Annotated in this window: 20 protein-coding genes and 1 pseudogene; 10 read left to right on the forward strand and 11 right to left on the reverse strand. The window is 72.8% G+C overall.

What is annotated here, in order from left to right; genetic code table 11:
- Window positions 1-136: 136 nt before the first annotated feature.
- From ACIQTP_RS01630 to ACIQTP_RS01670, 9 genes and pseudogenes are all read right to left on the reverse strand, one after another.
- Window positions 137-1279, reverse strand: a pseudogene (locus tag ACIQTP_RS01630) (GNAT family N-acetyltransferase); the annotation flags it as partial.
- Between the two features lie 8 nt (window positions 1280-1287).
- Window positions 1288-1980 (reverse strand): lipopolysaccharide biosynthesis protein, encoded by a 693-nt coding sequence (locus ACIQTP_RS01635; protein WP_402041567.1) that lies wholly within the window; start codon window positions 1978-1980, stop codon window positions 1288-1290.
- A complete protein-coding gene (locus ACIQTP_RS01640; RefSeq protein ID WP_403395226.1) occupies window positions 1977-3110 on the reverse strand; it encodes a glycosyltransferase in 1134 nt (377 codons plus the stop codon). The genes ACIQTP_RS01635 and ACIQTP_RS01640 overlap by 4 nt, the downstream gene beginning before the upstream one ends.
- Window positions 3110-3802, reverse strand: a complete 693-nt coding sequence (locus tag ACIQTP_RS01645; protein ID WP_403396065.1) for a polysaccharide deacetylase family protein — start codon at window positions 3800-3802, stop codon at window positions 3110-3112. The genes ACIQTP_RS01640 and ACIQTP_RS01645 overlap by 1 nt, the downstream gene beginning before the upstream one ends.
- A 94-nt stretch (window positions 3803-3896) precedes the next feature.
- Window positions 3897-5780 (reverse strand): murein biosynthesis integral membrane protein MurJ, encoded by a 1884-nt coding sequence (murJ, locus tag ACIQTP_RS01650; RefSeq protein ID WP_403395228.1) that lies wholly within the window; start codon window positions 5778-5780, stop codon window positions 3897-3899.
- Window positions 5777-7183: an O-antigen ligase family protein gene (locus tag ACIQTP_RS01655; RefSeq protein WP_403395229.1), complete on the reverse strand. Its 1407-nt coding sequence runs from the start codon at window positions 7181-7183 to the stop codon at window positions 5777-5779. Before ACIQTP_RS01655 ends, murJ begins: the two co-directional genes overlap by 4 nt.
- Before the next feature lie 4 nt (window positions 7184-7187).
- Complete coding sequence (locus tag ACIQTP_RS01660; RefSeq protein ID WP_403395231.1) at window positions 7188-8681, reverse strand: exopolysaccharide biosynthesis polyprenyl glycosylphosphotransferase; 1494 nt, start codon at window positions 8679-8681, stop codon at window positions 7188-7190.
- A complete protein-coding gene (locus ACIQTP_RS01665; RefSeq protein WP_403395233.1) occupies window positions 8678-9874 on the reverse strand; it encodes a glycosyltransferase family 4 protein in 1197 nt (398 codons plus the stop codon). The genes ACIQTP_RS01660 and ACIQTP_RS01665 overlap by 4 nt, the downstream gene beginning before the upstream one ends.
- Before the next feature lie 41 nt (window positions 9875-9915).
- Window positions 9916-10167 (reverse strand): hypothetical protein, encoded by a 252-nt coding sequence (locus ACIQTP_RS01670; protein WP_403395235.1) that lies wholly within the window; start codon window positions 10165-10167, stop codon window positions 9916-9918.
- Between the two features lie 280 nt (window positions 10168-10447).
- Here ACIQTP_RS01670 and ACIQTP_RS01675 point away from each other — a divergent pair, with 280 nt between their 5' ends.
- From ACIQTP_RS01675 to ACIQTP_RS01715, 9 genes are all read left to right on the forward strand, one after another.
- Window positions 10448-10687, forward strand: coding sequence for a chaplin (locus ACIQTP_RS01675; RefSeq protein ID WP_402041588.1), 240 nt, complete (start codon window positions 10448-10450; stop codon window positions 10685-10687).
- Window positions 10688-10937: 250 nt separating this feature from the next.
- Window positions 10938-11705: a hypothetical protein gene (locus tag ACIQTP_RS01680; protein ID WP_403395236.1), complete on the forward strand. Its 768-nt coding sequence runs from the start codon at window positions 10938-10940 to the stop codon at window positions 11703-11705.
- A 203-nt stretch (window positions 11706-11908) separates the two neighbouring features.
- Window positions 11909-12211, forward strand: a complete 303-nt coding sequence (locus tag ACIQTP_RS01685; protein WP_402041594.1) for a hypothetical protein — start codon at window positions 11909-11911, stop codon at window positions 12209-12211.
- 108 nt (window positions 12212-12319) lie between these two features.
- Window positions 12320-12559, forward strand: coding sequence for a chaplin (locus ACIQTP_RS01690; protein WP_403395238.1), 240 nt, complete (start codon window positions 12320-12322; stop codon window positions 12557-12559).
- A 186-nt stretch (window positions 12560-12745) separates the two neighbouring features.
- Window positions 12746-13243 carry a DUF5949 family protein gene (locus tag ACIQTP_RS01695; RefSeq protein ID WP_403395240.1) on the forward strand — a complete coding sequence of 166 codons (498 nt, stop codon included), beginning with the start codon at window positions 12746-12748 and terminating at the stop codon, window positions 13241-13243.
- Window positions 13243-13827: a vitamin K epoxide reductase family protein gene (locus tag ACIQTP_RS01700; RefSeq protein ID WP_403395242.1), complete on the forward strand. Its 585-nt coding sequence runs from the start codon at window positions 13243-13245 to the stop codon at window positions 13825-13827. Before ACIQTP_RS01695 ends, ACIQTP_RS01700 begins: the two co-directional genes overlap by 1 nt.
- A gap of 133 nt (window positions 13828-13960) precedes the next feature.
- Window positions 13961-14479: a hypothetical protein gene (locus tag ACIQTP_RS01705; RefSeq protein WP_403395243.1), complete on the forward strand. Its 519-nt coding sequence runs from the start codon at window positions 13961-13963 to the stop codon at window positions 14477-14479.
- Window positions 14480-14577: 98 nt separating this feature from the next.
- A complete protein-coding gene (locus tag ACIQTP_RS01710) occupies window positions 14578-15003 on the forward strand; it encodes a tyrosinase family oxidase copper chaperone (protein WP_403395245.1) in 426 nt (141 codons plus the stop codon).
- On the forward strand, window positions 14987-15853 hold the full coding sequence (locus ACIQTP_RS01715) for a tyrosinase family protein (RefSeq protein ID WP_403395247.1): 867 nt from the start codon (window positions 14987-14989) through the stop codon (window positions 15851-15853). Before ACIQTP_RS01710 ends, ACIQTP_RS01715 begins: the two co-directional genes overlap by 17 nt.
- Before the next feature lie 89 nt (window positions 15854-15942).
- On the opposite strand, the gene ACIQTP_RS01720 is transcribed toward ACIQTP_RS01715, so the two are convergent.
- A complete protein-coding gene (locus ACIQTP_RS01720; RefSeq protein WP_403395249.1) occupies window positions 15943-16233 on the reverse strand; it encodes a chaplin in 291 nt (96 codons plus the stop codon).
- Between the two features lie 174 nt (window positions 16234-16407).
- Complete coding sequence (locus tag ACIQTP_RS01725) at window positions 16408-17367, reverse strand: D-2-hydroxyacid dehydrogenase family protein (RefSeq protein WP_403395251.1); 960 nt, start codon at window positions 17365-17367, stop codon at window positions 16408-16410.
- Window positions 17368-17506: 139 nt separating this feature from the next.
- Here ACIQTP_RS01725 and ACIQTP_RS01730 point away from each other — a divergent pair, with 139 nt between their 5' ends.
- Window positions 17507-18094 carry a hypothetical protein gene (locus tag ACIQTP_RS01730; protein WP_403395253.1) on the forward strand — a complete coding sequence of 196 codons (588 nt, stop codon included), beginning with the start codon at window positions 17507-17509 and terminating at the stop codon, window positions 18092-18094.
- Window positions 18095-18118 lie beyond the last annotated feature (24 nt).

The raw sequence follows: 18118 nt of genomic DNA on the forward strand, positions 1-18118 counted from the left end.
CGGTGCCCGGGGGGCGTGGGGTGGTTTTGGGGGCGGGGGGGGCCCCCGGGCCCCCGCGGGGGGGGGGGGCCCCCCCGCGGGGCCCCGGGGCGGGGGGCCCCCCCCCCCCCCCCCCCCCCCCACCGCCACCGTCCGTCCCACCTCCACCCCGCTCCTTCCACCGAGCCACCAGCTCCTTGCCCCGGCCGCGCGCGGCGACGTCGCAGACGACCGCCGACATCAGCGGCGCCGTGCGCCGCCGGGCGAGCAGCAGCCGATGGTTGACCACGGGTTCCGGGCGCCAGTGGTGCTTGTATGGCTCGTCGCCGCGCAGCAGGCTCAGCGTTCCGCGTCCGCCGCCCTCGGTATGCCGGGCGCAGGCGTTGAGCAGCATCACCGCCACGTCCGCCTTGCGCTCCCGCAGCCCCGGGTGGGCCCCGTACAGATAGCCGCCCGCCAGGCGCCGTGACAGCAGCGTGAGGTCCACGGCCATCACGGTGTCGTCGAGCCTGAACTCGGTGACCACGGCGTCACCGGAGCGCACCATCGGGCCCACCGACCGGACCAGATGTTCCGAGAACCGCTTCTGGAGGTGTTCGGTCGTCACCTTCCGGCCCTGCCACTGGAGTCGGTGCAGTTCCAGCAGCCGGCGCAGTGCCGCGTCCACCTCGCCGTGCGGGACGTCGCGCTGCTCGATGCCGAGCGAGGCGAGCTTGCGCAGCTTGGCCCGGACGCGCTGGGCCTTGGACGAGGGCAGCCGCCCGACGAGGTCGTCCATGGAGGCGGCGGGCAGTTCCAGGCAGAGCGAGTCCGGTACCCGGCGGCGTGGTCCGCGCCAGCGCTCGTAGACCCGTTCCACCGCGCTGCCGGGCGATACCTCACGGAAGTCGATCAGCGCGGTGCGGGCGACCGCGGACAGGCCCTCGGTGAGTGCCGCGGCGGCGCGGTCGGTGTGCTCGTTGTCGGTCCCGTCGTCGGTTCCGTCGTCGATGAGGACGTCGGCGTAGTCGGAGATCGCCCCGCCGAGCGGGACGAGCACGGGCAGCGGACGGTGTGCGCGCATCAGGGGCGCGACCGCGCGGAGCTCGCCGTCCTCGCGGACCAGGACCAGCCGCAGGCCGCCTGGGGAGCCGTACGACAGCCACCACGAGTGCAGCCAGGCGTGGCTCTGGAAAGGGGTGGCGGCGGCGCACCGGTCGTACAGACGTCCCCAGGCCGGGGCGAGTGCGGCGAACTCCCTTTCGTCAGTGATGACTTCGGCTCGTAATGATCCCCGGGTCGGGCGTACCCCGGTCCGCAGCGCCCCGCTCACCGTTGGCCGTGTACGTCGGCGGCGGTGGCCGGGCTCGGCACGGAGGCCTGGAGTGCGGGGTCCGCGGTGCGCCGGGGACGGACCAGCAGGACCAGGGCGCCCAGCAGCCCGCCGGCGCTCGCGCCGACCAGACCGGTCACCTTCGGGGAGGCCGAGGAGGCGGTGGTCGGCTTCGGCGCGCGGGAGAACTGCTGGAGTTCCACGTGGGTGCTGCTCTTGGTGTCGTTGGCGTGCCGGGTCAGAGCGCGCGTGACGGCGTTGGCCATGTCGGCCGCGAGGTCCGGGCGGGAGGAGGTGGCGGAGACGGCGACCATCGGCGCGTCGGGCGAGGTCGCCGTCTGCACGCTCTGCTCCAGCGTCTTCACCGGCACTCCGGCCCACACCTGCGCGTCCCCGAGCACCGCGAGCTGCGTGGCGACGCGGCCGTACGCCTGTGCGAAGCCGAGCGCCGACGCCGGGTCCGACTGGTCGGTCGGGACGGCGATGACGTAACTCGTCGCCGTGTACGTCGGGGGCTTGAGGACGCCGTACGCGCCCCCGAGCGCGCCCCCGAGAAGGACACCGGCGGCGAGCAGTGACCACGGTGGCACGATCCGCCCGCGGGCGAAGGCCGCGCGCGTCGGACCGGAGGGCAGGGACGGGCCGGAGGGTCCGGACGGGCGGTGCTGCCGGGTGGGGTTTTCGGTCATGAGGAACTCACTCCCAGAGAGGTGCAGGAGACGGCGGCCGCGTACACGTCCATGAGCTGCGCGGCGCTGCGGGTGATGCTGTAGTGGTGGGCGGCGGCCGGTACCGAACGCGGCCCGGGGCCCTCCGCACGGACCCGCGGGAGGGCGCGTACGAAGGAGTCGGCGCCACCCTGGACCCGGCGGGGCCCCCGGGCGACGCTCGGCGGCAGGTCCTCGACGGCCGGGCAGGAGACGTAGAGCACGGGCAGCCCGGCCGCCATCGCCTCCACCACCGCGAGTCCGAACGCCTCCTCGGCGCAGGGCGAGCAGAGGACGTCCATGGCCGCTGTCAGCGAGGGCAGATCGGCGCCCGGGAGGCCGCCGTCGGGGCGCTCGCCGGTGAACAGCACCCGGTCCATGACCCCGGCGTCGTGCGCCGCCCGCCGCAGCACGCTCTCCTCGGCGCCGCCGCCGACCAGCAGCAGCCAGTAGTCGCGGGGCAGTTCGGCCAGCGCGCGGATGAGGACGTCGAACCGCTTGCCCGCGGTGAGTCTTCCGACGCCGCCGACGACGTACGCGCCCTCCGGCAGTCCGAGGCGGCGGCGGGTGCGTTCGCGCAGCACCGGGTCGAAGCGGAAGCGGGTCACGTCGATGCCGTTCGGCACGATCTCGATGCGGGGTCCGGGCACGCCCCAGCGCCGGAGCCGGTCGGCGACGGTCGGGGAGACGGCGACGGTGGCGCGGCCGAGGCGCTCGCTGGCCAGGTACAGGGCGCGGACGCCCGCGCTCAGCCTGCGGCCCTCCATCTGCGAGTCGCCGAGGGAGTGTTCGGTGGCCACGACGGCCTTCACCCCGGCCAGGCGCGCGGCGATCCGGCCGTAGACGCAGGCCCGGTAGAGGTGGGTGTGGACGAGGTCGTAGCCGCCCGCGCGGATCAGCTTCACCAGCCGGGGCAGGGCGGCCAGGTCGCGGTTGCCGGTCATGCCGAGGTGGACGACACGGACGCCGTCGTCGATGAGGCCGTCGGCGACCGCGCCCGGGTTGGTGAGGGTGACGACGTCGCAGTCGACGGGCAGATGGCGCAGGAGCAGGCGCAGTTGCTGCTCGGCGCCGCCGATGCCCAGACCGGTGATGATGTGCAGGGCCTTCATCAGGCCCCCTCGACCGGTCGGCGCCGCAGCCGGTGCAGCTTGAGCTTCAGCAGCAGGCGTACGGAGCTGTCGTTCTCGCCGATGTGGACGCGGGGGAGGGCGTACGGGCCGGTCAGCGGGCCGGGGTCGATCGCGCAGGCGTAGGTGTAGCCGGCGGCGCGTACGGCGTCGACGACCCGCTGGTCGACCGTCCCGTACGGGTAGCAGAAGCCCTGGATGGGAGCACCGATCAACTCCGAGAGCAGTGCTCTGCTTTCGGAGACCTCGGCGTGCAGCAGTGCGTCGTCCGCCCGCGTCAGATCGACGTGGGTGAGCCCGTGCGAGCCGATCTCGATGCCCTCGGAGGCAGCGGCCAGCCGGATGCCCCGCTTGTCGAGCAGGCGCTTGCGGGGGCCGAGCGGGTCCCAGGCGTTCTCACCGGCCAGCCGGCCGGGCAGGACGAAGAGGGTCGCGCCGCAGTCGTGCCGGCGCAGGGCGGGCAGGGCGGCCTCGACGAAGTCGGCGTACCCGTCGTCGAAGGTGAGACCGACCAGGTCCCGGCCCGCACCGCGCGCGCGGGCGGCGAGCAGCTCGGACACGCCCACCCCGCGCAGGCCGCGGCGCCGCAGCCAGCCGAGCTGGTGGTCGAGGCGGTCCGGGGAGACCGTCACGCGGTACGGGTCGTCGAAGCAGTCGCCCACGGAGTGGTACATCGCCACCCAGGGGGCCACGTCGACGGAGCCCGAACCGATACGTCTGACGCCGGCGGTACGTCTGGTGCCGGTACGTCTGATGCCGTGGGTGCTGTCAGCGGAAACGGACATGCGGGAGCCTTCGTGTGACGGAACGGAGGGCGGGTGCGAGGGCCTGGACCCGCAGGGCCCAGGCCAGCAGGGCGAACACGACGGTCACGACCGTGCCGCCGGTGAGGAGACCGAGCAGGGGGGAGCGCACATGGCTCGCGCAGAACGTCCCCACGGCGGCGGCGACGAGTGCCGCGCGCACCGGTTTGCCGAGTTCGGCGACCACGATCCGGGTCCGGATCGGCACACTGCGCGGGCCCATGCCGTACAGCAGGAGCAGGGCGCTGAGGGTGACGCCGCCCGCGTTGGCCGCCGCGATCCCGCACACGCCCCAGGAACCGACGGTCAGCGCGCCGATCCAGGAGGTCGCGATGATCCCCGCGGTCATCGCGAACAGCGGGTACCAGGTGGGCCGCCCCGAGGAGAAGTACGAGCGGACCAGAGCGCCCACCAGGGTGTGGCCGAGCAGCCCGAGGGCGTACACGCGCATGACGGCGGCGGTGGCCGCGGTGTCCTGGGCGGTGAACGCGCCCCGCTGGAACAGCAGCTGGATGATCTGCGGCGCACACGCGACGACCGCCGCCGTGCCGAGCAGCACCGTGCAGGAGACGACGGCCAGATCGTGCTCCACCCGGCTGCGGGCGCGCTCGGTGTCGCCCTCGGCCATCGCCTGCGCCACCACCGGGAAGGTGACGGTGCACAGCATCAGCGAGAGCACCATCGGCATCTGCGCGACCTTCTGCGCGTAGTTCAGGTGCGAGATGGCGCCTGCGGGCAGCGAGGAGGCCAGGAAGCGTTCGATCAGGACCTGCGACTGACGGACCAGGGCGAAGAGCAGGACGGTGGTGACGAGGGTGAGGTCCATCGGGCGGGCGGCCTCGATCCTCTCGAGGGCCGCCTCCTTCCCGGCCGCGCTCCGCCGGCCGAGCTGCCGCCACAGGGACGGAGCCTGCGCGACCACCATCAGCGCGCCGCCCACCGCGACCCCGAGGGCCGCCGAGCGCACCCCCCAGTGCCCGCCGAGTACGAGCATCGCCGTGATGATGCCGGTGTTGTACGCGACGTAGATCGCCGCGGGCGCGACGAACCTGCGGTGTGCCCGCAGCGCGGCGCTGCAGTAGCCGGCCAGCCCGAAGCTCAGGACGCAGGTGGCCGTCAACCGGGTGCAGTCGACGGCGAGTTCGGGGTGGGGCAGGCCGGGCGCGAGGGCTTCGACCAGGTAGGGGGCTCCGGCGATGAGGAGGGCGGCGGTGGCCATGAAGGCGAGCGTCAGACGGGGCAGGGTGGCGGCGACCAGGGCACGGACCGGGTCGCCGACGGATCCCCGGGCGCGCCGGGCCACCGCCATGCTGAACGCCGGTACGAGCACGAAGGCGAGGCCGTCCTCGATCAGCAGCGTCGCCGCGAACTCCGGCACGGTCCAGGCGACCAGGAAGGCGTCCGTGTCGGAGTCCGCCCCGAACAGGTGCGCGAGGGCCTGGTCGCGGCCCAGGCCCAGCAGGGCCCCGGCGATGGACAGGGCGATCGTGACGAGGGCGGCCTTGGCGAGGAAGCGGTTGGAGGAGGGTTCTGGTGAGTTCGGTGAGTTCGGTGAGTTCGGTGAGTTCGGTGAGTCCGAGGCGTCTGGGGCGTCCGGGGCGTCCGGGGAGCCTGGCTGGCTGGGGGAGGCCGGGGGGTCTGGGGGTGGGGTGGGTGCGGCGGGCGGGTCGGGCGTGGCGCGCGGGTCGGAAGTGAGGTGTGTGTCGGATGCGGGGGGAGCGCTGCGGGCGGAGGGCAGCATGAGTGCGCCGCCGGGCTCGAAGCCGGGCTCGAAACCGCCCTCGGCCCTGGTGTCGACCCGGGGATCGGCGTCGCGGCCGGCCGTCGTCCGGGGAGGCTTCACCGTCATCGCGCCGCGGCCTCCTCCGGCGAGCCGGAGACCGACGAGCCGGAGACCGACGAGCCGGAGACCGACGAGCCGGACACCGACGAGGAGGACACCGGTGAGGCCGGATCCATCAGCGCCCACCACGCCACCAGCCCGAAGACCACGGCCGTCAGCACGGTGGAAGGCCCGCCGATGTCCGCGTACACGAAGTCGAACAGCTGCCAGACGAGCAGCCCGCACCCGACGAGCGCGCAGTCGAGACCCGACGGGGTCCGCCGTACCCTGGCCAGTCCGCTCAGCGCGCACACCAGGAGGGCCCCCCAGCCGCCCACGAGGGCGAGCAGCCCGATCAGGCCCTGTTCACTGAGGACCAGCAGGTACATGTTGTGCGGCGAGAGCAGCGGCTGTTTGCGGTAGGCGGAGCCCGCGCCCCCGATGTCGCTGCCCGAGGAGAGCGCGAGCGAGGCGTGCCCGTCGCGCTGGTCGGGGAAGGCCTTCAGCCCGACGCCGGTCAGCGGGTGGTCGCGCCACATGTCGACGGCCGCCGCCCACATCGTGTACCGGTCGACGACGGACTGGTCCGGGGCGTCGGTGACCTGCGTGATGCTGTCGATGCGCTCCTGGAGCATCACCGTGCCGATACCGAACCCGCCCACCAGGATGACGCCCGCGGCGGCCACCGCGGCGCCCACCTTGACCGCGCGCCGCAGTCCCGCCAGCACCAACTGGGCGCCGCACGCCACCACCGTGGCGATCCACGCGCCTCGGCTGAACGACAGCGCGAGCGGCAGCAGCAGCGCCGGCACGCACACCAGGGCGGCCGTCCGCTGCCGCGGGGTGAGCGACCCGAGCGCCAGCGCCACCGCGCACACCAGCCCGAACGCGACCACGGTCGCCATGCCCATCACGTCCGTCGGCCCGAAGGTGCCCACGGCCCGGATGTCCTCGCCCATGTAGGTGGCGCCGGTCCCGGTGACGTACTGGCGCACTCCGACGGCGCCCTGCCACAGCGCGAGCCCGACGAACGACCAGGCGAGCAGCCGGAAGTCGTGGCGGTCGCGCACCGACAGCAGGACGGCCGCCGGGACCAGCACGAAGATCTGCAGATAGCGGGCGAGCCCGGTGATCCCGGCCCCGGGGCTCGCCGCCCCGGCCGCCGCGATCGCGATGCCGACCACGGGGAGTCCGAGGACCACCGCGGCGGTACGGGACAGGGGGCGCCGACGGGCTCGTACGAGACGCACCGCGCAGCACACCACGGCCAGGCCGGACATGGCGTCCGCGAGGTTAGCGCCGCCCTCGGTGTCCGGCGCGACCGGCAGTCCGAGCAGGGCGATCACCGCGACGACGGGCAGGACGGGCAGTGCGCGCCGGAGCGCGGCGGTCAGCGGGGCGAGCGGCGAAACCGGCAGTGCCTGGCTCATCGGCTCAGCTCCCCGTCGGACGGACGAGCGCGGCGGCCGTGCGCAGCAGGATGCAGATGTCCTGCCACAGCGACCAGTTGTCGATGTACGCGTTGTCGAACCGGCAGCGGTCCTCGATGGAGGTGTCGCCGCGCAGCCCGTGGATCTGGGCGAGGCCCGTGATGCCGGTCCGCATCCGGTGGCGGGCCGCGTAGCCGGGGTAGGTCTGGCTGAACTTGCCGACGAAGTAGGGACGTTCGGGGCGGGGGCCGACCAGGCTCATGTCGCCCCTCAGGACGTTCCAGAGCTGGAGCAGTTCGTCGAGCGAGAAGCGGCGCAGGAAGTGGCAGAAGCGGCCCATCTCCCGTTCGTCCGCGACGCTCCAGCGGGTCGCGGCCTCGTGTGCGTCGACCGGGCGGTGGGTGCGGAACTTCAGCAGGGTGAAGGGCCGCCCGTCCTTGCCGATGCGCTCCTGCCGGAAGACCACACCGGGCCCGTCGCTCAGCCGCAGCACCGCCGCGCACATCAGCAGCAGCGGGCTGACCAGCAGGAGCAGCGTCCCGGAGACGGCGATGTCGAGGAGCCGTTTGGCGAGGTTCCCGTGGCGCCGGGAGACGTCGATCCGTTCGCAGGAGAACCCGGCGAGCCGGCTGCTCCCGGTCTTGTGCGTGGGGGAGTCGGCCGTGTGCGACGGGGAGTCCGCGTCGAGCTGCCACAGCGTGCAGCCCGCCTCGGCCAACGCCCGCAGCAGGGGACCGTGTTCGCGGCGGGGTTCCACGACGAGCACGGCGCGCACGCTGTTCTGGATGAGGGCCCGCTGCACTTCCTCGCCGGTGGTCAGGACCGGCAGGCCGTCGGTCCCGGCCGCCTGGTCGGCGACGACGCCCACCGGCCGCAGTCCGTAGCGAGGATGGCGCAGTAACGCCGCGGCCACCCGTCGGCCGGTCGCCGCGGGGCCGATCACCAGCGCGGCGCTCGGGCGCAGGAGCAGAGCCCTGCGCAGCCGCCAGTACACGGCGGCGCGGCCCGCGCAGCTCACCGCCGACTGGAGCACACAGCCCGCCGCCAGCGTGCGCGCGGACAGCGCGGTGGCCGGGACGAGCGCCGCCACCAGGGCCGCGATCGCGCACCATGTCACCGCGATCCGCGCGCAGACGACCGGCAGTTCGTCCAGTACCGCGGGTACCGGCGCGGGGCGGTACAGCCTCGCGTGCGCGCTCAGCGCGAGGACGCCGAGCACCAGTGCGGCGACCAGCGGCGTGTGCGGCCGGACCTCGGCGAGCACCAGACCGGCGAGCAGCGCGGCGCCGCCGTCCGCGACGAGTAACGGCAGCGGTGCGCCGCGCGAGACGGAGCGTCGCGCGAGGTGCCGTACGAAGTGGCGCGCGGAGGGCGGCCGTTGTCCGGCCGGGAATCTGAAGCCCTCGTCGGCCCCGCGCGGAGGAATGACCGAGACGGGCGAGAATCCGTACTCCCGGGGCTGTCCGCCGGGGGAGGGGACGGTGCTTTCCGCAGTCACGTGTGGCTGGACTCCCTGTACTCGGTGTGTTCCCCGCACGCGGCGCGCGCGCCGGACTCCGGGGCGAGCAGCTCGCGGTACACGTCCGCGACCGCGGCGGTGGCGCGCCGTACGTCGTGCGCGGCCAGTACGTGGCGGCGCCCCTGGTGCCCGAGCGACGCGCGCAGTGGCGGATCGGCGAGCAGGGCGCAGATCGCCCGGGCCAGCGGGCCCGGTGCCCGCGCGGGGACCAGACAGCGGGTGCCGAGGCCCGGCGGCAGACTTTCCCGGGCGCCGTCCACGTCCGTCAGCACGACCGGACGCCCGCAGGCCATGGCCTCCAGCGGGGCCAGCGCCATGCCCTCCCAGCGGGACGGCAGCACCACGAGATCAGCGGCCTGGTACCAGGACAGGGCGTCGGGGGACGCCCCGGCGAACAGGACTCCCGCGGGCGCCGCGGCCCGTAGGCGCCCGGCGTCCGGCCCGTCGCCGACCAGCACGAGCCGGGCCCCCGGCACCTGCCGGACCACCGCCCGCCAGGCCTCCAGCAGGACGTCCTGGCCCTTCTGCGGGCACAGCCGCCCGACGCAGACGACCAGCGGAGCCGCCGGATCGCCCCCGGCTTGGCTGAGCAGGGGGATTCCGGCCCGTACGGTCCCCTCGGCCGCCGGGTGGAAGTGCTCCGTGTCGATGCCGTTGGGGATCACGGTCCAGTGGGCCCTGATACCGGCGCGCACGCCGGTCGTGCGCTCCGCTTCACTCACACACACCACCCGGGACGCCCAACGCGCCCCCCAGCGCTCCCACTTCAGCGCGAGGGCCGCCGTGACCCCGTCGACCGCCTCGAAGGACCAGGCGTGCGGCTGGAACACGGTCGGCACCCGGCCGCGCACGGCGAGCCGCCCGGCGAGCCCCGCCTTGGCGCTGTGCGCGTGCACCACATCGGGCCGTGCCTGCGCGACGACCAGGGCGAACCGCCGCACCTCCTGTGCCAGTCGCGGACCCGGCGCACGCGTCGCCGGCCAGTGCCGTACGTCGCTGCCGAGGGCCCGCAGCGTGTGCGCGAGGTCGCTGTCCCGCGGGCAGGCCACCGTGACGTGTGCTCCATCGGTGAGCTGCGTCTTCACCAGGTCGGTGAGCACGCGGGCGACTCCGCCGTCGACCGGCTGGGTGAGGTGCAGGACCCGTGGGGGGTCGGTCGATGGCAGGTGCATGCGCGGGTTCCTCGCTAACGGGCTGCGCTCACGGGCGCGCGTCACTGCTGCGCGTCGACGGCGGCGAGCAGCGCTCTGACCCAGGCCGCGTCCCGCTGCGAAACGAGCCGGACGCCCAACTGGTCACCCCTGCGCCGGATTTCGCTGCCGAGGTCGAGGACGCCGGCGTCGCGGCCGGGAGTGTTCGAGTAGGCGGGCGCGTGTTCGATCAACAGGGTCAGGTGCCGCGGCGGCTCCGTCCGCTTCTCGTACGCCCTCGCACGGCGCGGCAGCGGGCCCGGGGAATGACGCATGACCGGCGTTGCCCTTTCGGGAGAAAAGGTTCGGGACCAGCGGACGGACGGAAATCTGCGGATCTGTTTCCGGCGTCTGATGCCAAGCAGCCTCAGGAGGTGGCCGACTCTAGTCGCTATCCGTATTAATTCGGAGAAACCTCACAAGTGTGTCGGAATAGTGAAGTGTGGCGGTCGCGGGATCACTCCTTTGGAGGCACAACCCGCGCGTGTGCCGCGCGTTGATTCCAGCGCCGGGCATCCCGCCCGGATGTTGGACAACTCCAAGGAGCACTTCTCCATGTCGCGTATCGCGAAGGGCCTGGCCCTGACCTCCGTTGCCGCCGCCGCCATGGCGGGCACCGCCGGCATCGCCGCCGCCGACAGCGACGCACACGGCGCGGCCGCCCACTCCCCGGGCGTCCTGTCGGGCAACGTCGTGCAGGCTCCGATCCACATCCCCGTCAACGCCTGCGGGCTCACCGTCGACGTGGTCGGCCTGCTGAACCCCGGGTTCGGCAACCAGTGCGCCACCGACTGACGTCAGACCGGACCCTTCCGCCGGCCGTCCTCCCCAGCGGGAGGGCGGCCGGTCCGCGTCGGCCCGAACGGAGGGCGGGCGCCCCGAATGGAGGGAAGGGGCGCCAAGGGCTCGGCATGGCTTCTCACCAGCGAAGACGGCGGCGGCAGGGGGCTCAGGTCGCTCCATGGAGTGTTCGATCGGTTGCAGGTGGCGACTGGTACTTCCACGGTGGGCATCGAGATCCGACGCACCATCGAAGGGAACATCCATGCGTGCTCTGCCCGCGCGGCGCCTCGCGTCCTCCGTACTCTGTGCCTCGCTCCTGCTCGGGATATCCGGGCCGGTCGCGCTGGCGGCCGACAGCGACTCGGCGCGTGGTCACACCCATGCGGCGGCACCCGTCCCCGGCGCGGACGCGTTGCTGGCGCAGGTGAAGTCGCTGGCCGACATCGCCGGCGTCCTCGCCCCCGTCACCGATCTGCTCGACGCCGCGCTCAAGGCGGACAACGGCCAGCTCTCCGCCGACCAGGCGGCGAAGCTCGCCCAGGCCGTGAAGGACGCGATCGCCAAGGCCGGCGCGGCCCTTCCGGTCACCCCGCCGGCCACGACGACGCCCTCCCTGCCCACCCTGCCCGCCGTACCCACGCTGCCCTCGGTGAAGAAGACCGCCGAGCCGCAGGGCGACAGCGCGGGCGCCGAGGAGCGGGACAACAAGGCGCCGCGCGACAAGGGTTCGCGCGCCCCGGCCGCGCGGGACCTCGCGGGCGACGCGCTCACCGCCCTCCAGAAGGCGGTCGACGCGCTCGTCGCGGCGGTCACCTCGGGCGACGCCACCAAGGTGGTGCCCGCGGCCACGGCCGTGGTGACGGGCCTCGTCAACTTCGTCGTCTCCGTGGTCCTCGGCGGCGCCCTGCCCGCGGCGAACCTGCCCGGTCTGCCACCGCTTCCCGCCCTGCCGACGCCCGCGCTGCCGACACCTGCCTTGCCGACGCCCGCGCTGCCGACCCCCGCCCTGCCGAGCCTGCCCGCGGTCTGACCCCGAGTCACCACACCGCCGTCGTGCCGACCCCATCGGTCGGTACGGCGGCTGTTCTGTACGTGTGCACGACGGCTGTTTTGTATGTGTGTATGTGCGCAGGAAATTTCTGCACACAGGGTTTCCGCCGCGTCCGGAGCTCGTTAGCCAGGACAAAGCGAAATTTCTCTCTGGTGACATGAGTTGCCGAAGAAAGGAACACGATGAAGTCCCTGAAGGCTGCCGCTGTCGTTGCGGGGTCCATGGTCATCGCCGGTGCCGCCGCGCCCGCCTTCGCCGCCCAGGCCTCCGACCTCACGCCCACCAGCCTCAACGGCGCCCTGGAGACCCTCACCAGCCAGCGCTCGCTCAGCCTGGAGGACGTGCAGCCCCTGCGGCACCAGTCGGACGCGCTCGACACCGAGAACAAGAACTCGGTACTCAACACCGTGAATGGCGCGACGAAGGCGCTCAACTCGGCCGGTGGCCCCGCAAAGCTTCTCGGCGGACTTCCCCTTCAGAACTGAACGGTTCGCTGCGGAGCCCCGTTCCCGTTCCCTTTCATCGCGTGTCTTTCCGGAAGACGGTCGGACGCATCCCTAGGCTGAAGCGCACCGCCAAGGAAAGGACGGACGATGAACACTGCCAAGAAGGTCGCACTGCTTTTCGCCACCGCCGGAATGGCCGCGGGTGCCGCGGCGGGCAGCGCCGTCGCCGACGCCGGTGCCCAGGGCGGAGCGGCCAACTCCCCGGGTGTCGCCTCCGGCAACGTCATTCAGGTACCCGTGGACGTTCCGGTGAACGCCTGCGGCCTCAGCGTCAACGTCATCGGCGCGCTGAACCCGGCGCTCGGGAGCAAGTGCGCCAACCAGTGACGCCGTACGCGGGCTGAGCTGAAAGTGATGCCGTACGCCGGCTGAAAGGGCCGATTCCGCGCCGCGCGGAGTCGGCCCTTCGCATTGTTCGAGAGCGTCCCTCGTTCGTGTGGTCGCCCGCCTGGTTGTCGCCCGTCCGGGTGATAAAGGAGCCGGGCCTTTCGAGTGCGTCGATAGGGTTCCGCGGTGACCTCAACCTCAAGCCAAATGCGCCCTTTCCGGGCCGCCGATCTCGGCACGCTCGCCGTCATGGCGTTCAGCGGTGAAGCCCCCGACGGAGACATGCCCTACCTCCTCGCCTACTCCCTGGGTGACGGCGAAGGCGGCCCGGAGGGCTCCAAGGTCGCTATCGAGCAACTGCTGCGCGACAACGGTCTGCCCGTCGGTGACACGCTCCTCGACGGGGCCAGGCAGCCCAGCCTGCCGCTCACCCTCCTCGTCGAGGCGGGCCAGGCCGTCGTCACCATGCCGTACCTCAACGCCCAGTGCCTCGTGCCGCCCGAATGGCTCGTGGCGGTCGGCGAACGCGGCTACGCCTACTTCCTGTTCGCCACCCGCGCCTGGCCCGACGCCGTGCCCGGCAAGCCCGTCGCGCCGGAGAACCTGGCTGCCTTCGCGGGCGACGAGGGGACCCTGCTCAGCGCGGCGCACGTGCTCCTGCCCGCGCGCAGTCTGCGCGGCTGATGACACGGACCGCGGGTGGCAGCCGTGCGCTCGCCGTGCTGCTGGTGATCACCGGTGCGGCCGGTCTGCTCGCCGCGTGGGTCATCACGATCGACAAGTTCAAACTGCTGGAGAACCCGAACTTCGTGCCGGGATGCAGCCTGAACCCGGTCGTCTCCTGCGGCAACATCATGAAGAGCGACCAGGCCTCGGCCTTCGGGTTCCCCAACCCGATGCTCGGTCTCGTCGCGTACGGCATCGTGATCTGCGTCGGCATGAGCCTGCTGGCGGGCGCCGGATTTCCGGGCTGGTACTGGCTGACCCTCAACGCCGGCACTCTCTTCGGCGTCGGATTCTGTACGTGGCTCCAGTTCCAGTCGCTGTACCGGATCAACTCGCTGTGCCTGTGGTGCTGCCTTGCCTGGGTCGCCACGATCATCATGTTCTGGTATGTGACGTCATTCAACGTACGAAATGAATTCCTGCCCGCGCCCGGCTGGCTGAAGAGATTCCTCGGCGAATTCACCTGGGTTCTGCCGCTCCTGCACATCGGAATCATCGGGATGCTGATCCTGACACGCTGGTGGGATTTCTGGACGAGCTGACTAATTGTATGAACTTAATATCCTGACGAGCTGACTATTGGGCCCGTCGGGGGAATCTTGAACTGAAGGCGTTCTCAGGATCGTTACCCGGTACGGACGCAGACCCCGAATCCTGAAAGGGACCGTACCTGAGATGAAGCCGACCACTCGAGGAACTCTTGCCGCCGTCGTCACGGGCGTCGCGGCAGTGATGGGTGCCGCCGCCGCGACCCCGGCCGTCGCGGCCGCAACGGTCCCCGTCCCCGTACCTCTGGACGGTGTGGAGCGTGCCCTCAACCTGCAGACGCCCAAGATCGCCGGGGAGCTGCCCGTGCCCATGCCGGGCGGACCCGACGGTCCCCGGTACGTCCAGGGACGGATGCTTCCGGAGCGGGCCGTACCGCAGCTGCCGGTCGGCGCCGGACTGCCCGGGGCGGACGTCCGGGCGCCCCTTCCGCACCTCCTCGGGCACGGCTTCGACCACCTCGGGGTCGACGCGCCCGCGGCCGCTGTGTCCACGCTGACGCCCGGGCTGTCCCTGGACGCCCCGCTCACCGCGCCGAACCCCGACCACGCCGGGCTGCCGGGCCTGAAGCTCCCTCAGGCCGCCGTCCTCGGACCGCTCCTGAAGACGGTGCCGGGGGCGAACGTGGGCATGGGGGCGGGGGCGTGACCCACGGCGGGGGCGCCACCGCCGCTGTCGTCCCCGCCACCGCCGTCGTCTCCGCCCCCGCGCCAGTCACTGTCACCGCATCCGTTTGAGGAGAGAGCATGTTCGTCAGCAGAGTGTCGAGCGGAGTTCCGGTGACCCGGCGGGGCGTGCTGCACGGCCTGCTGGTGTCGGCCGCCGCCGTGGCGCTGGCCCCGGTCGTCGCGGCCTCGCTGCCCGCGCGGCCACCCCGCCCCGAGGACCCCACGTTCGACGAGATGTACCACGGCCGCCACCTTCTCGGCGCGCGGACCGGCGTCGGCGGCCGGGTCGGAGTCGTCGGCAGTCAGTGGCAGGTCACCGTGGACGGCCGGCCGCTGCACCTGATGCGCCGCGCGGACGGCTCCTACCTGAGCATGATGGACCACTACCAGTCGTACCCGACCGCGCTCGACGCCGCGCGCGCGGCCGTCGACGAACTGGGCCCCTCGGAGCAGCTGCGCGACACGGAAGCGGAGGGGAGCCCCCACCATGGCGTACACGCGTAAGGACGTCAGCACACTGACGGCCGCCGAGCGGCGCCGCTTCGTCGCCGCGATGCTGGAGGTCAAACGCCGGGGCGAGTACGACGAATTCGTGCGGATGCACATCCAGTACTACGTCGCGGACGGCGACAGCGGACTGCGCGCGGCCCACATGGCGCCCTCCTTCCTGCCCTGGCACCGGCAGTTCCTGCTCGAACTGGAACGGGCGCTGCGCCGCGTGGACTCCGGGGTGAGCGTGCCGTACTGGGACTGGACGCGGGACCGGACGCCGACCTCCGCGCCCTGGACCGAGGACCTGCTGGGGGGCAACGGGCGGCGCTCCGACCGACAGGTCACGACCGGGCCGTTCGCCTACGCGCACGGGAAGTGGACCATCACGGAGGGGGTGACCAATGGTGACTACCTCACCCGCGACTTCGGCCGCCCCGGCAACCCGATCGAACTGCCCACCCGCCGCGAGCTGGACTCGGCGCTCGCGGAACCCGAGTACGACACGGCCCCCTGGAACTCCACCTCCTCCAAGGGATTCCGCAACAGGCTCGAAGGCTGGGGGAGCGGTTCCGGTGTCGCGTCCTGGCACAACCACAACCGCGTGCACCGCTGGGTGGGCGGGGCCATGCTCGGCGGTGCCTCCGTCAACGACCCCGTGTTCTGGCTGCACCACGCCTTCGTGGACCTCCAGTGGTCCCGCTGGCAGCAGCGGCATCGCGGCGCCCGCTATCTGCCCGCCCGGCCACCGGGTCCCGGTGACTCGCAGCGCGGACGGATCGTCGCGCGGCACGAGAAGATGCCGCCGTGGGGCGTGACACCGGACAAGCTGGAGGACCACAGCGGGATCTACCGGTACGCGTAGAGGTGGTGGCGAGGCCCCCGGCAGTGACCACTGCCGGGGGCCTTTCGCCTGCCTGTGCCCGCTGTCGGCCTACGACCGCTGAGGGCGTGTCACTGGCCGTAACCGGAGCCGTAGCCGCCGGGGTTGCCGCTGTCGTGGTTGCTGACGTTGGCGCAGGGGTTGCCGAAGGCCGGGTTCAGCAGTCCGACGACGTCGACGGTGTTCCCGCACACGTTGACCGGCACGTTGACCGGGACCTGGACGAGGTTGCCCGACAGGACTCCGGGCGAGCCGGCGGTGGCGCCCTGAGCGCCGGCGTCCGCCATGGCCAGACCGGCCCCGCTGAACACCACGGCCCCCGTGCCGAGAGCGACACCGGCTGCCTTCGCGATGCGCGACATCACGTTCTCCTTTGACTCGGTGAGTGCGGCTGCTCGGACGCGACCGCACTCCCCTTCAACGCGCCCACCCACGGCTGGTCACGGCGTTCATCCGGGGATCACCCATGGCGAACAGGGCTTTCGCCACGGCCCGCGGTGCGCCCTCGCCCGGCCTCGCTCCGCCCGGCAGGAGGCTCAGCCGAGGCGGCGTACGGGGGCGCCCGCGAGGAAGGCCTGGATGTCCTCGACCGCCCCGCCGTAGTACGCCTCGTAGTTGGCCCGCGACACATAGCCGAGGTGCGGGGTGGCGAGGAGACGCGGGGCCGAGCGCATCGGATGGTCGGCCGGGAGCGGCTCGATGTCGAACACGTCCACGCCCGCTCCGGCGATCCGGCCCTCGTGCAGCGCGGCGAGCAGCGCGTCCTGGTCGACGATCGCCGCGCGGGAGGTGTTGACGAGGTAGGCGGTCGGCTTGAGCAGGGCCAGCTCGGCGGCGCCGATCACTCCACGGGTGCGCTCGCCCAGCGCGAGGTGCACGGAGACGAAGTCGCTGCCCGCGAGCAACTCCTCCTTGGAGGCGGCCAGTTCCACCCCGACCTCTTCGGCGCGCTCCTTGGTGAGGTGCCGGCTCCACGCGCCGACCCGCATCCCGAACGCGAGACCCACCCGCGCCACCCGGCCGCCGATCTTCCCCAGCCCCAGCAGGCCGAGCCGGCGACCGTGCAGATCGGCGCCCACCGTGCTCTGCCAGGGGCCGCCCGTCCGCAACGCGTCGTTCTCCGCGACGAGCCCCCGCGCAAGCCCCAGCAGCAGCGCCCACGTCAGCTCCACCGGCGGCGTCGAGGAACTCGGGGTGCCGCACACGGTCACGCCCCGCGCCTCGGCGGCCGCGTAGTCGATCACCGTGTTGCGCATTCCGGAGGCGATCAGCAGCCTCAGCCGGGGCAACCGGGCCAGCAGCGACGCGGGGAAGGGCACCCGCTCCCGCAGCGTGACGACGATGTCGAAGTCCGCGAGTACGGCGGCCAGCGCGTCCTCGTCGCCGAAGTGCTCCCGGAAACCGACGACCTCCACGTCGTCCGCCACGCGCGACCAGTCGGCGACTTCGGTCGCCACGCCCTGATAGTCGTCGAGCACGGCACAGCGAAGCGGCATGTCAGGTTCCTCCCGTCCCTCCCCGGTTCGACCGGACCCTACCCGAGCGGCGTTTCGAGGCCCCCGGGCGGCCTCGGAGGAAGCAGCTGCTCCGGAAGTCGCGACGGTCGCTCGGCCGCCATGGCAGTATCTGGGCTCCATGAGTGCGTCCCCAGAGGTACGGAGCCTGCGCGCGGCGGTGTTCGCCGTGCTGTGCGTGCTGCTGGCCGCCGGGGGGCACGGGCTCGCCACCGGTCAGGCGCCGCCGCTGTGGGCGGACGGCGCGGGGCTCCTCGCCGTCTTCTCGGCCGGCTGGCTGCTGGGCGGACGCGAACGCTCACTCGTCGGGATCGGCGGCGGGATGCTGGCCGCCCAGGCCGGACTGCACCTCGGCTTCGAGGCGGCCGGCCCGCGGATGGCGATGGACATGCACGGCGTGCACATGGCGAACCCGCCCGGGCACGCCCTGACACCGCACGCCACCGCCGCCCACGTGGTGGCCGCCCTCCTCGCGACCTGGTGGCTGCGGCGCGGTGAAGCCGCGTTCTGGTCCCTGCTGCGGCGCGCCGCGGCGCTCGTACCAGGGCTCGCCGCCTGGTGGCGGGTGCGCGCGGGGTGGTCCGCCGTACCGACCAGGCCGGCCGTCGTACGCCGGACCGCGCGGGAACCCCGGCCGCTTCGGCAACTGCTGCTGCGCCACGCGGTCTCCCGTCGGGGACCGCCGGCAGGGCTTGCGTACACGCCCTGACCGCATCCCCACCAGTACGGAGTT

Source organism: Streptomyces sp. NPDC090798 (assembly GCF_044768965.1).
Taxonomy (GTDB): domain Bacteria; phylum Actinomycetota; class Actinomycetes; order Streptomycetales; family Streptomycetaceae; genus Streptomyces.

Excerpts from the sequence above, each read along its gene's own strand:
- ACIQTP_RS01635 (WP_402041567.1), bottom strand. The coding sequence starts at position 1,980 with ATGACCGAAAACCCCACCCGGCAGCACCGCCCGTCCGGACCCTCCGGC.
- ACIQTP_RS01640 (WP_403395226.1), bottom strand. The coding sequence starts at position 3,110 with ATGAAGGCCCTGCACATCATCACCGGTCTGGGCATCGGCGGCGCCGAG.
- ACIQTP_RS01645 (WP_403396065.1), bottom strand. The coding sequence starts at position 3,802 with ATGTACCACTCCGTGGGCGACTGCTTCGACGACCCGTACCGCGTGACG.
- murJ (WP_403395228.1), bottom strand. The coding sequence starts at position 5,780 with ATGACGGTGAAGCCTCCCCGGACGACGGCCGGCCGCGACGCCGATCCC.
- ACIQTP_RS01655 (WP_403395229.1), bottom strand. The coding sequence starts at position 7,183 with ATGAGCCAGGCACTGCCGGTTTCGCCGCTCGCCCCGCTGACCGCCGCG.
- ACIQTP_RS01665 (WP_403395233.1), bottom strand. The coding sequence starts at position 9,874 with ATGCACCTGCCATCGACCGACCCCCCACGGGTCCTGCACCTCACCCAG.
- ACIQTP_RS01670 (WP_403395235.1), bottom strand. The coding sequence starts at position 10,167 with ATGCGTCATTCCCCGGGCCCGCTGCCGCGCCGTGCGAGGGCGTACGAG.
- ACIQTP_RS01675 (WP_402041588.1), top strand. The coding sequence starts at position 10,448 with ATGTCGCGTATCGCGAAGGGCCTGGCCCTGACCTCCGTTGCCGCCGCC.
- ACIQTP_RS01680 (WP_403395236.1), top strand. The coding sequence starts at position 10,938 with ATGCGTGCTCTGCCCGCGCGGCGCCTCGCGTCCTCCGTACTCTGTGCC.
- ACIQTP_RS01685 (WP_402041594.1), top strand. The coding sequence starts at position 11,909 with ATGAAGTCCCTGAAGGCTGCCGCTGTCGTTGCGGGGTCCATGGTCATC.
- ACIQTP_RS01690 (WP_403395238.1), top strand. The coding sequence starts at position 12,320 with ATGAACACTGCCAAGAAGGTCGCACTGCTTTTCGCCACCGCCGGAATG.
- ACIQTP_RS01700 (WP_403395242.1), top strand. The coding sequence starts at position 13,243 with ATGACACGGACCGCGGGTGGCAGCCGTGCGCTCGCCGTGCTGCTGGTG.
- ACIQTP_RS01705 (WP_403395243.1), top strand. The coding sequence starts at position 13,961 with ATGAAGCCGACCACTCGAGGAACTCTTGCCGCCGTCGTCACGGGCGTC.
- ACIQTP_RS01710 (WP_403395245.1), top strand. The coding sequence starts at position 14,578 with ATGTTCGTCAGCAGAGTGTCGAGCGGAGTTCCGGTGACCCGGCGGGGC.
- ACIQTP_RS01715 (WP_403395247.1), top strand. The coding sequence starts at position 14,987 with ATGGCGTACACGCGTAAGGACGTCAGCACACTGACGGCCGCCGAGCGG.
- ACIQTP_RS01720 (WP_403395249.1), bottom strand. The coding sequence starts at position 16,233 with ATGTCGCGCATCGCGAAGGCAGCCGGTGTCGCTCTCGGCACGGGGGCC.
- ACIQTP_RS01725 (WP_403395251.1), bottom strand. The coding sequence starts at position 17,367 with ATGCCGCTTCGCTGTGCCGTGCTCGACGACTATCAGGGCGTGGCGACC.
- ACIQTP_RS01730 (WP_403395253.1), top strand. The coding sequence starts at position 17,507 with ATGAGTGCGTCCCCAGAGGTACGGAGCCTGCGCGCGGCGGTGTTCGCC.